Source organism: Paenibacillus sp. GM2FR (assembly GCF_002803325.1).
Lineage (GTDB): Bacteria > Bacillota > Bacilli > Paenibacillales > Paenibacillaceae > Paenibacillus_AQ > Paenibacillus_AQ lautus.
On the sequence record NZ_MKZM01000008.1, the window covers coordinates 1,580,931 to 1,592,767 of the forward strand.

The 11,837-nt window shown below is 51.1% G+C and carries 8 protein-coding genes; all 8 read left to right on the forward strand.

What is annotated here, in order from left to right; all coding sequences use genetic code 11:
* Nucleotides 1–158 precede the first annotated feature (158 nt).
* The 8 genes from PAEVO_RS07250 to PAEVO_RS07285 all read left to right on the forward strand — a co-directional run bounded on the left by PAEVO_RS07250 (nt 159) and on the right by PAEVO_RS07285 (nt 11,783).
* Nucleotides 159–1,208 (forward strand): ABC transporter substrate-binding protein, encoded by a 1,050-nt coding sequence (locus PAEVO_RS07250; RefSeq protein ID WP_100536953.1) that lies wholly within the window; start codon nt 159–161, stop codon nt 1,206–1,208.
* Nucleotides 1,198–2,187, forward strand: coding sequence for a FecCD family ABC transporter permease (locus tag PAEVO_RS07255; protein WP_100536954.1), 990 nt, complete (start codon nt 1,198–1,200; stop codon nt 2,185–2,187). Before PAEVO_RS07250 ends, PAEVO_RS07255 begins: the two co-directional genes overlap by 11 nt.
* Nucleotides 2,184–2,969 (forward strand): ABC transporter ATP-binding protein, encoded by a 786-nt coding sequence (locus PAEVO_RS07260; RefSeq protein ID WP_100536955.1) that lies wholly within the window; start codon nt 2,184–2,186, stop codon nt 2,967–2,969. The genes PAEVO_RS07255 and PAEVO_RS07260 overlap by 4 nt, the downstream gene beginning before the upstream one ends.
* A gap of 13 nt (nt 2,970–2,982) precedes the next feature.
* On the forward strand, nt 2,983–3,912 hold the full coding sequence (locus tag PAEVO_RS07265; RefSeq protein WP_100536956.1) for a magnesium chelatase ATPase subunit I: 930 nt from the start codon (nt 2,983–2,985) through the stop codon (nt 3,910–3,912).
* The gene (locus PAEVO_RS07270; protein WP_100536957.1) at nt 3,909–5,873 is read left to right on the forward strand and encodes a VWA domain-containing protein; all 1,965 of its coding nucleotides are present in this window, start codon (nt 3,909–3,911) and stop codon (nt 5,871–5,873) included. Before PAEVO_RS07265 ends, PAEVO_RS07270 begins: the two co-directional genes overlap by 4 nt.
* A 38-nt stretch (nt 5,874–5,911) precedes the next feature.
* Nucleotides 5,912–9,619, forward strand: coding sequence for a cobaltochelatase subunit CobN (locus PAEVO_RS07275; protein ID WP_165789628.1), 3,708 nt, complete (start codon nt 5,912–5,914; stop codon nt 9,617–9,619).
* A gap of 212 nt (nt 9,620–9,831) precedes the next feature.
* Nucleotides 9,832–11,121 carry a class II aldolase/adducin family protein gene (locus PAEVO_RS07280; RefSeq protein WP_100536959.1) on the forward strand — a complete coding sequence of 430 codons (1,290 nt, stop codon included), beginning with the start codon at nt 9,832–9,834 and terminating at the stop codon, nt 11,119–11,121.
* A gap of 176 nt (nt 11,122–11,297) precedes the next feature.
* Nucleotides 11,298–11,783 (forward strand): DUF6530 family protein, encoded by a 486-nt coding sequence (locus PAEVO_RS07285; RefSeq protein WP_100536960.1) that lies wholly within the window; start codon nt 11,298–11,300, stop codon nt 11,781–11,783.
* The last annotated feature ends 54 nt before the right edge of the window (nt 11,784–11,837 follow it).

The following is an 11,837-nucleotide window of genomic DNA, read 5'->3' on the forward strand; positions in this document are numbered from 1 at the left end:
AATGATTACGATTTTCTGAAAATGATTGACATAAACGTATAATCGGGATAGAGTATATTTTGTTAATCGTAATAATTACGAATAATATTACCTCTGAAGACCAAACGCAAGATTGGTAGCTTAGAGACAAACTTATCATCGGGAGGGGAAGTAAATCCATGTACTTCAGATTCAACCAACGCAAGAAAACAGCTTATGTCGTAGCTGTCAGTTCATTTCTCTTATTCTTCGCATTCATCATGTCAGCTTGTGGGGGGAATGAGACTTCCAGCAGTCCGGAAACCAAGCAAAGTGACAATGCATCAATACCGGTACCGTCCGATACCGATACTTCCGCAGTTCAGGAAGATTACATAACATTCCAGGATGCGACGGATCGCACTATTACGCTTCAGCAGCAGCCTGAGCGCATCGTCGTGCTATCGCCCGAATTCCTTGATCTATTATACGAGGTCGGCGGAGAGGCAGTAGGACGGATGGAGGCTACCGGCGTTTCGATTCCTGAACAGGCTGAAGCGATATCGTCCGTTGGCAGCGTCAGCCAGATCAACCTGGAACAAGTTGTAGCGCTCAGACCCGATCTGGTTATCGGGCAGGTACGGTTTCATAAAGAGCTTGTACAATCGCTCGAGAGCAGCGGGATTCCTGTAGCCTTGATGAGTCTGTCCAGCTATGAGGATATGAAGTCCAAAGCCGAATGGATGGCGAAGATAGCGGGTACGGAAGAGCAGCTCCCGGAAAAGCTTGAAGCCCTGGATGTGCAGGTAAACGAAATACTGGCAAAATTGCCGGATGAGGATCGTACCTTTATCAATCTGAATGTCACGCCGGGTGGCATTTCGATTCAGAAGAATGGCACATCGGGTCTCGAAATTGCGAAGATGTTGGGTCTGACCAACGCTGCCGAGAATCTGGAATCGTCGCCTAACAGTCCAACCACGACGCCTTACAGCATGGAGACGCTTGTGAAGCAGAATCCGGATTATATCTTTTTGATTATCCACGGACAAAAGACCGTTGGCGAGAAGAAGATTAAAGAGGAGCTTGAGAACAATCCGGCATGGGCCTCCATCGGTGCCGTCAAGAAGCAGCACGTCATTGTCGTACCATCCGATCTGTTTCTTACCAATCCGGGGCTTCACTATGATGAGTCTTTGGCGTATTTAGCCAAGCTGGTGTATCCGGAGATTTTCGGTGATGGTGAATAAAAGGGTCCGTCATGTATCCCTGATCATTATTTTCACGATCGCCGCAGTTTCGGCGTGCTTGATCAGTATAGCTACAGGGGCCGTCATGATTCCGCTTCGGGACATTATCACGGGTATCCTGCATCATGAACTGCCTGGGATGAATCGGGATATTATCTGGAACATCCGGCTTCCGCGGACGCTTGTTGCGATGCTTGTAGGCGCGAACCTGGCGGTCTCCGGGGCGCTATTGCAAGGCGTCATGCGCAATCCTCTGGCTGACCCCCATATTATCGGGGTCTCCAGCGGAGCCGGATTATTCGGGATTTTCCTGCTTGTGGTTGTACCGCAGTATGATTACTTACTGACGCCCGCAGCATTTCTTGGAGCGACACTCGCCGCGTTCATTATCTATCTCTTGTCATGGAAGGATGGCGTAAGCCCTCTGCGAATCGTTCTGTCCGGGGTGGCTGTCTCAGCCTTTCTTGGATCCGGGATTTCGGCGATGCTTACCTTTTACAGCGATCGGGTGCATGGTGCCCTGATCTTCATGGTCGGCGGGCTTGCCGCCAAAAGCTGGCCGGATCTCTCGACCATACTGCCATACTCGCTTATCGGCCTTCTCCTGGCGATGATCTTCTCCAAGCAGATGAATATTATGATGCTGGGTGACGTCAACGCACGGAATTTGGGGACGCGGGTAGAACTGTCCCGTTTATTGATAACCGCAATAGCCACGCTGCTCGCAGCCAGCGCCGTCAGCATCGCGGGCTTGCTTGGATTCGTTGGGCTGATCATTCCACACATCGCCAAGCTGCTTGTTGGCGGAGATTACCGGATTCTCATCCCGTCCTCTGCTTTGCTAGGCGCTGCCGTCCTGACGTTTTGCGACACGCTGGCAAGAATGATGTTCACGCCGATTGAGCTTCCGGTTGGAATCATCATGGGGGTGTTAGGCGCACCCTTTTTCCTTTATCTGTTAAGGAGGAGGAAAGCATGACACGTATGGAGACTCGCGATCTTTCGCTGAAATATCAGGATAAGTTTATCATTCAACATCTGGACATCTCCTTTGAGGCGGGATCCGTATATAGCATTATCGGGCCGAACGGATGCGGAAAGAGCACATTGCTTAAAGCACTTGCGCGCCAGCTGAAGCCCGCAGGAGGGCAGGTTCTGCTTGATAGCAAGGCGTTATCCGAGTTGAACGGGAAGGATGTGGCCAGGCAGCTGTCCTATATGGCCCAATCGCAAGAGCCCATTGAAATCACCGTGAAGGAATTGGTCGGATACGGAAGAACGCCGCACCAGCCTTACTGGAATCATGTTAGCGCCAGGGACCGTGAGATCACGGATTGGGCATTGAAGGCAACCGCTCTTACGCCTTATGAGGATCGACTTCTGCATACGCTGTCTGGCGGGGAAAGACAGAGGGCGTGGATTGCCATGGCTCTGGCTCAGCAGCCCGGCGTGCTGCTTCTGGACGAGCCGACCACTTATCTGGACATTGCCCATCAGTTGGAGATTTTGGAGCTGGTACGGGGATTGAATCAACAATTAAAGATGACCGTCATCATGGTTCTGCATGATATGAATCACGCTTCGATCTACTCGGACTATATCCTGGCGATGAAATCAGGAAAGGTGGAAGGCTATGGCTCACCATCCGAGGTCTTGACGCCGGATCTGCTGGGCAGGGTGTTCGGTGTTGAAGCTTCCGTGGAAACCGACCCGGCTCGTGACAAGCCCATTTGCCGGATTACCGGATTAATCAAGAAATAAGGAGGCGAACGCAATGGAACATATAGATCAGCAATATCCCTTTACAGCCATTGTCGGCCAATCCAGAATGAAGCTGGCTCTCGTTCTGAATGTCGTGAATCCGAAGCTCGGGGGCGTTCTGATTCGAGGGGAGAAAGGAACGGCGAAATCAACCACAGTACGTGCCTTATCGGGGCTTGTGCCTGATCTGAACGTTGTCAATTTGCCGGTGAGTGCGACGGAAGACCGGGTAGTCGGTGCTTTAGACATCGAGCATGCGATCAAGCAGGGAGAAAAGAAATTTGAACCCGGATTGCTGGCTGCGGCCCACGGCCATATTTTATACGTCGATGAGATTAATCTGCTCGATGATCATATTGTGGATGTGCTTTTGGATGCAGCTGCCATGGGGGTTAATACCGTTGAGCGAGAAGGCATCTCCTATTCTCATCCGTCACGGTTCCTTTTGGTAGGGACGATGAATCCCGAAGAAGGGGACCTGCGTCCGCAGCTATTGGACCGTTTTGCGCTGTCGGTGGAGATCAGCGGGGAAAGGGACGTTCAAGAGCGCGCGCTTGTAATCCGCAGACGATTGGAATATGAACGTGACCCTGCTGCATTTGCTGCGCGATATGAGCCGGAGCAGAAGCGGGTGTTGAACCAGATCCTACAAGCCCGGGACCGTCTGGACCATATCCCGATCTCGGACGATGTGCTCGAGCTGGCAGCGAAAATCGGCATTGCACTGGAGGTGGAAGGACACCGTTCCGACATCACCCTTATCAAAACAGCGGTTACCCTGGCTGCCTGGCAAGGGAAGGGGACTGTAAGCAAGGAGCATATGCAAGAAGCGGCGTACTTGGTTTTGCCTCATCGCATGAGACGGCAGCCGTTTGAAGATACCGGCGGCATTGAACAGCGATTACAGGCGATGCTGACATCAGTCGAATGGGTACCGTCATGATAACGGAAGAGTTGAAGAGCGCCGCTCCAGTTTACCCATTCAGTGCGATTTTGGGCCAAGAGAGGGCCAAACGAGCGGTACTGCTATTTCTTGTCAATCCAGCGATCGGAGGCATTCTCATTAATGGCCATCCCGGGTCGGGTAAAAGCGCTCTGCTGCACGCGGCCTCTTCTTTGGTCAGGCCGCGACGAATGATATCCATACCTGTCAACGTTACGCCGGACCGGTTGCTCGGCGCTTTGGATATGGCAGCCGCCATGAAAAGCGGAAAGCTGGCGCTTGCTTCAGGATTGCTGGAAGATGCCGATGGACACCTTCTGCTTGCGGATCATATGAATCTAATACCTGAAGCGATTTTGAAGGAGATTGTCAGCGCGCTGTCTACGGGCTGGATATATCTGCAAAGAGAAGGGGTATCCGCGGTTCGGAGAAGCCGTTTCATGCTGCTTGCAGCTATGGATCCCAATGAAGGCAGCGTATCGCCTCCCCTACTGGACCATTTTGGTTATAGCGTTACGTTGGACGATATCCGCGATCCCATATCTAGAGCAGAAATTATTCGCCGAAGTCTTCAGTTTGAGCGTGATCCATCGGCGTTCCAGAACCGATATCGGCCACAAGATGAAACGCTGCGTCTTCGCGTCGAAGCCTCCGCACAATCTCTTACTCAGGTCCAGGTGTGCGCTGACATGATTCAATTGTCAGCCTCCATCGCTAGAGAAGCTGGCATCAGCAGCTCCCGAGCTGAACTTAGTCTCATTGAAGGGGCAAAGGCTGCCGCCGCATGGGATGGTCGTACCGAGGTCACTTCGGCCGACATCCGGGAGATAGCAGAATTTGTGCTTCCCCACAGAATGAGACATGCAATGGAGAAACCCCGTGCTTCTAGCAGCGGCTCGCCTGACCAGGGTAACAGTAAGCAGCCGGAGCAATCGCTTGAGGATCATGCTCGCTCTTCTCACATGCCTCCGCAGAAAAGTCCTGAACAAAAATGGAATCCCCATAATCCCGGCAACGATTCTTCTGCCAGCCACTACGCAAATAGCCGTACGACAGATCAGCAAGCGGATGATCGACAGCGCGTATCAGAGGGTTTGGAGGAATGGGTTCTCCTGCCTGACGAAACGTATAAAATTAAGCCGTTGCAGCTCGAAGGGATGCGTAAGATCGATCACGAGGGATCGGGTAAACGAAATAAATCCCGGGCCAACCAGAAGAAAGGCAGAGCTATGGGATATATGTACCCGAGCAGGAACCTGCGAACCGACGTGGCTTTTGATGCCACGATCCGCGCGGCGGCTCCCTATCAGACGATCCGAACCAAAAGAAAGGGAGTGGCGTTTGCCATTGAGTTTGATGATTTGCGTCAAAAGAAAAGGGAGAATCGGGTTGGGGCAACCTTACTGTTCGTTGTTGACGCCAGCGGCTCCATGGCGGCTCGAAAGCGAATGACCGCCGTCAAAGGTGCTATTCTGTCTCTGCTGCAGGATGCTTATGAGAAGAGAGATCGAATTGGCATGATCGCCTTCAGAAATAACGGAGCCGAGCTCATTCTCCCGGTAACGCGCAGCATCGAAGCCGCGTCCAAGCAACTTCGGGAAATTCCCACAGGTGGAAAGACGCCTCTGGCAGACGGGCTTGTCCATGCGTACAAGGTGCTCCATACGGAGAAACGCAGAAATAACGATACGCTGCCGGTCATGATTATCGTAACGGATGGCCGAGCCAATGAAAGCTCCATCGGATTAACCGCGTATGCTGATATTTGGAACGAATGTCTGGAGGCAGCAAAGCTGATCCACGCTGCCGGGATTCGGTGTCTGGTGCTTGATACAGAGCAGGGATTTGTCAAATTGGGACGTTCGAGAGAACTGGCTGATGCTTTAGGTGCGGAATACAGATTCCTTGACCACATAGATGACAAAGGGATTGCAAGGGCCGTCCGCGCCACCATGAAATGAACCGAAATCGCGTTAAGTATAGAGGGGAGGCGACAGGAGTGAAGATCGCTGTTTTGACGACATCGCATGCAGCGATGAGGGATTTGTCGCAGCTAGATAAGAAATGGGACGCATCTCTTCGCAGTCGTCTATCGTTATCCGTGTTTAATATAGAAGGAACGTTATCGGAAGAAGAATGGAAACGGCTGAAAGCAAAGGTAGAAGAAGCGGAGTTCATTATTCATGATCCGCACGGCACGCCGACTCTAACCCTTTCCCGCATTCATGATCTTTGTGCAGGTCTTGAGGCCGAGCAGGTGATTCTAGGAGGAAATGCGGATGGGATTCAAGATTTGTTCCGATTGGGCTCGCTGCGTTATGAAGATATTGCCGGCAGCGGTCATCGGGGGGATCCGTCGGCTTCTTTCGTTCAGGTTGATAAAAGACAAGATCTTGAGCATTACCAAACCTTACTCGAATACTGGAGACATTCAGGTATCGACAATTTGGAGCATATGCTTGGCTACATCGCTACAACCATTGGCAAGGTAACGGATTGGCCACCGGTGGAACGGCCCTTTGTTCTAGAGACGTTAGGTATTTACGACCCCTTCTTGAAGCGATCGTATGAATCTTTGAAGGCGTATCAGACCTTCGCACCCGTTCGGAACAATGTGCCGACGGTAGCCGTACTTTTTATGGGGTACAGCTATCCGCTCCATACCGGGGAAATCGTTGGCGGAATCATACAGGACCTTCGAAAATTTGCGAACGTCCTACCCATCGCACTCACTTCCTTGGTACGCGTTGATCCCCAACGGCTGCGAAATTTACTGATGCAAGGAGGCGCCGAGGGCAGGAAGATCGATCTGATCGTAAATTTTGTTCCGTTTCGGCTTGGCGCGGGACCAACCGGAGGGAAGAGCGATGAGATCCTATCCTTATTAAAGGATGTTGAAGCGCCGATGTTCCATCCGTTCTTCTTAACACGAAGGGAACGGGAAGAATGGGAAGGCTCGCTGCAGGGTTTATCGCCTTCCGAATTTTTGGTCCAAATGATGCTGCCCGAACTTGACGGGAGCATCGACATGCTTCCGGTTGCCGCATTATCCGGCCGTGAATACGATGAGGAAATGCAGCTGCATACGAAGGAACTGCAGGTCATAGAGGAACGAGCGCAGCGATTGATCAGCCGGGTTAAGCGATATCTGGACCTTCGAACCAAGCAGCCATCCGAAAAGCGTATTGCCATCATCGGCTATAACTATCCTCCCGGGGAGGGGCATTTATTTCAGGCATCGTTTCTGGATACGTTCGAATCCATATCCCGAATCGCGACAGCGATGAAAGATCACGGATACACGACAGAGGTTTTTACCGGAGCTGAATTAAGGGAGCGCTTCATTCGGGAGGGAGCAGTCAATTCCGGAGTCTGGACGGACGAGCGTTGGTCCGTTGAGCTTCCTAAGTTCGACAATAAGGCCTATGAGCAGAATAATAAGGTGTTTGCCAATCGAAGGAACGCGCTTATTTCGCAGTGGGGTGAGGCGCCGGGCAATATCATGACAACGGAGGATGGCGCATTCAAAATCCCTGGTTTGCTCACCGGAAACCTGTTTATCGGGGTTCAGCCCAGCCGGGGCGTTCACGAGCATCCCGAGGCTGCTTATCATGATAAGAGCCTCCTTCCGCACCATCAGTATTTAGCCTTTTATCAATACATTCGGGACGAATTCAAGGCGGATGCCATCCTGCATGTGGGAACCCACGGTACCATTGAGTTTCTAGAGGGGAAAGAGAGCGGAATGTCCGGTGATTGTTTGCCGGATGCCCTAATTCAAGATCTTCCGCATTTTTATGCGTATTATGTTGGCAATCCGTCCGAGGCAATGATTGCGAAGCGAAGATCGCATGCGGCCTTGATCGGCTATCAATCCCCGCCCTTCGCGACAAGTGGATTATATGGCGAATATGCCGGGCTTGAAGCGATGCTGCATGAGTACCGGGAAACGGAACGGCTGAATCCAATGCGTCTTCCCGACGTAAAGAAGAGGATACAGGACCAAGCTGCATCGCTTTCGATGGAAACGGCTGATCTGGAAGAGCTCGAAATCGAGCTGTATCGGATTCGAAGATCCATGATCCCGAACGGCCTGCATGTTGTCGGTGAGGGCTACGACCATGAACAAGCGGCAGGGCATATGAAAATGGTTGTGAGCCATGATCAGGGAACGCTTGGTTCACTGCAAAGAGTATTTGCAGCTTCCATGGCATGGGATTATGATGACCTGCTGGAAAACCGGGACATTGAAAGACTGCAACAACTGGATGCGTGTGTGGAAAATGCCGTGTTATCCTTCATTCAAAATGAAATGATCCCAGAGCCTCCGCCGCTGCCGGATGAAATGATGGCACGTTGGAAGGACATTTGGAATACTGGCTTAACGGCTTATCATTCCACCAAAGCGGATATGGAGCTTAAGAACCTGCTGCGGGCACTGGATGGGGCATATTTACCGGTTAGTCTAGCCGGCGATAGCATTCGCAATCCGGAGGTCTTGCCGTCCGGGAACAATCTGGTCCAGTTTGATCCGAGATCCATTCCAAGCCGGACGGCGGCTGCAAGCGGTTCGAAAATCGCCGAGAATACCCTGAAGCTGTATTATAAAGCCCATCAGACATATCCTAAAACGACGGCACTCGTGATGTGGGGGCTGGAAACTTCGCGAACCCAAGGGGAGACGCTAGGCCAGATTCTGGCTTATCTCGGCGTCAGGATCAAGGAACGGGGACATTCCATGCATATGGGATATGAAATCATTCCACTTTCCGAGCTGAACCGACCACGAATCAATGTAGTCGTGCATATCTGCGGATTTTTCCGCGATATGTTTCCGGACCAGCTGTCAACGCTACATCGCATTTTTAGAGAAGTATCCGAGCTGGAGGAGCCGCTGGATCAAAATGGGTTTAAACAGCACTCGGAGTTACTGTACCGACAGCTGCGCAATGCCGGCGCCGGGCACGACGAGGCTTGGGACTTGGCATGCGCCCGTATTTACGGTCCTGCCGAAGGGGAATACGGAACGTCTGTAACCAAGCTGATCGAGACCAAACAGTGGGAAGAGGAAAGGCAGCTTGGGACGGCATTTATGAGCAGCCTGAAGCATGTGTACAGTTCCAACCACAGAGGCAAGGAAATGCTTGAGCTGTATCAGTCCAACTTGGCTGCCGTGGATATCGTTTCGCAAATCCGGAGCAATCATGAACACGAAATTACGGATTTGGACCATTATTACGAATTTTTCGGAGGGCTGGCGAAATCGGTTGAGATCGTCAAGGGCAGTCGAGCGGAAATGTATATCACCGATACCACGCGCGAGCAGGCATTAACGGAGGAAGTGCGCAAATCGATACAGCGAGGCGTTCGAACCCGCTTGCTCAATCCCAAGTGGATGGACGGATTGCTGAAGCATGAATATCACGGTGTACAGAACATAGCCGACCGGACGGAAAATTTGCTCGGTCTGGCAGCAACAACGAACCAGGTGGACTCCTGGATTTTCTCATCGGTTCACAAGGAATATGTTGCGGACGAACAGCGCAGCAAGCAAATGCGGGACAATAACCGTTCGGCATATCACCATATGCTGGAAACTCTGCTGGAGAGCCATCAACGGAACTATTGGAACGCATCGGAGGATGAATTGGGTGTGTTGCGGGATCGTTATTTGGAGCTTGAAGGAGATCTGGAAGGCGGTACCTAGGTCGTAAAGTTGAAGATAAACTATGTCACAACCGGGTTAGCAGGGATGATATCATCCCTGTTTTTTCTTTTTTTGATTCAAGATTAGCATCATCCTTATATTCGGCTATTGTTATGTTTTTGCCACAATTGTTCTCGAATATCAATAGAAAAAACAGTATAATAAAAACAAACAAAACTAAACAAAAACATTCGGATAAGGCGGTGGCAGGGATGAATCAGAATTTTTTGCATCCGGCAGATCAGCTCCTTCAATTTATCAATCGTATTTACAACCATGGCATGACGACCACGTCCGGGGGCAATCTGTCAATCAGGGACCAGAACGGAGATATTTGGATCACGCCGGCCGGGGTGGACAAAGGCTCTTTAACCCGGATGGATATGGTATGCGTGAAGGAGAACGGCACGGTCCTGGGCATTCACAAGCCGTCCAGCGAGTTTCCGTTTCACAGGCTTATCTATCAAGCCCGTCCGGACTTGAAAGCGATCATTCACGCCCATCCGCCCGCACTGGTTTCGTTCAGTATCGTCCGGCGCATTCCGGATACCAGGCTGCTTCCGAACGAACGGCAGATTTGTGGCAAGATCGGGATCGCGCCTTACGCCCTGCCTGGAAGCGAGCAGCTCGGGGAGAACATTGCGGCTGTTTTCAAGCGCGGGATCGACACGGTTATGCTGGAGAACCATGGCGTTGTGGTCGGAGCTGGGGACCTTTCTCAAGCGTTTAACCGGTTTGAAACCCTGGACTTCTGTGCGCGGCTGGAGATCGAGGCGCGTCGACTCGGAAATCCCGTCCTGCTGACCGATGAGGATTACGATACCGTCCGCAACAAAAGCACGCTGCAGCTGGATACGTATATCTACGACACCTGCACGTCGGAGGAAAAAGAAATCCGCCGAGAGATGTGCGCACTCATGCGGCGTGCGTATAAACAAGGTTTGTTCACAAGCACGCAGGGGACCTTTTCCCATCGATTGTTTGGAAATGATTTTGTCATCACACCCTACGGCAAAGACCGCAACGATCTGGAACCGGGTGACCTTGTCCGTATTGAGAACGGTAAAGTCGAGGCTGGCAAACAGCCGAGCAAGTCTGTCTTTCTCCATGAAGCGATCTACCAAATGCAGCCGCATGTCCATTCGGTCATTATCGCGCATCCTCCCAACATCATGGCATTTGCCGTAACCGATACCGCATTCGATTCAAGAACGATTCCGGAGAGTTATATCTTGCTTCGCGGAATGCCAAAGCTTCCTTTTCATGCGGTTTACAATGAACCTGAGCGTACCGCTTCGCTGTTTAAAGCCGATACGCCGATTGCCATTGTAAATAATAATTGTGTAATTGTTACCGGTCAGAGCCTGCTCAACGCGTTTGACCGATTGGAAGTTGCCGAGTACAGCGCCAAGTCCATTCTGTCGGCAAGAACGCTCGGCAATGTTATACACATCGATGACGACCGGATTCGCGAGCTTGAAGCAGCGTTTCATCTAGAATAGGAAGATCATGGGATACCTCAGCTGTACCAAGGCTGCCGCGGGAATAGAGCGGCAGCCTTTCGTTTGTTCTGGCTTGAAGCATGGAAGTTGGTATTTACAATAATAGCGAATATGTCTATTATATATATAGACAAAACGCAAATGCGTTTATAAAAGATTAGAAATGAGGAGAGACCATGGAAAACCCTGCTTCTACAAATCATAAACCCGTGATGATGTCGGATAACTATGGGAAAGTGGATGGACGTTTCGCATATAAGACAGATGTAAGAGCCCTATCTTTGGGATTGAGCGGGCAGAATGAGGATGGCAAGGCGCATATTGCCGCCAAAGTATGGAGAACTGCCGAGGGACAAGGGATTGGATCTTCGGATGAGATCCCCATCCATCGAATTCTAGATTTGTCCATTCTCATTTGCAGTGCCCTGACCCATTTTAGCGAAGCCTATAGATATGAACATTTATATGATCCACAACATCCTGTGATCGACCGGATCGGATTGCAGGGGAACGCCATGACGGTGGCTGTTTGTACGGATAACGAAGAGATTCATGAGGATATCAAGCTGTTCAACGAGTCATTGAGCGATAACGGTGAGATGATTGGAGAACGTCTGCGCACTTTAACGAGAATGTTAGAGGAATTGGGTTATGCACGATGAGAAACCTGTCGAACGGGGAGTTAAGAGGCTTTTCCCGTGTTCAGAGTTAACGAG

Excerpts from the sequence above, each read along its gene's own strand:
- PAEVO_RS07250 (WP_100536953.1), top strand. The coding sequence starts at position 159 with ATGTACTTCAGATTCAACCAACGCAAGAAAACAGCTTATGTCGTAGCT.
- PAEVO_RS07255 (WP_100536954.1), top strand. The coding sequence starts at position 1,198 with ATGGTGAATAAAAGGGTCCGTCATGTATCCCTGATCATTATTTTCACG.
- PAEVO_RS07260 (WP_100536955.1), top strand. The coding sequence starts at position 2,184 with ATGACACGTATGGAGACTCGCGATCTTTCGCTGAAATATCAGGATAAG.
- PAEVO_RS07265 (WP_100536956.1), top strand. The coding sequence starts at position 2,983 with ATGGAACATATAGATCAGCAATATCCCTTTACAGCCATTGTCGGCCAA.
- PAEVO_RS07270 (WP_100536957.1), top strand. The coding sequence starts at position 3,909 with ATGATAACGGAAGAGTTGAAGAGCGCCGCTCCAGTTTACCCATTCAGT.
- PAEVO_RS07280 (WP_100536959.1), top strand. The coding sequence starts at position 9,832 with ATGAATCAGAATTTTTTGCATCCGGCAGATCAGCTCCTTCAATTTATC.
- PAEVO_RS07285 (WP_100536960.1), top strand. The coding sequence starts at position 11,298 with ATGGAAAACCCTGCTTCTACAAATCATAAACCCGTGATGATGTCGGAT.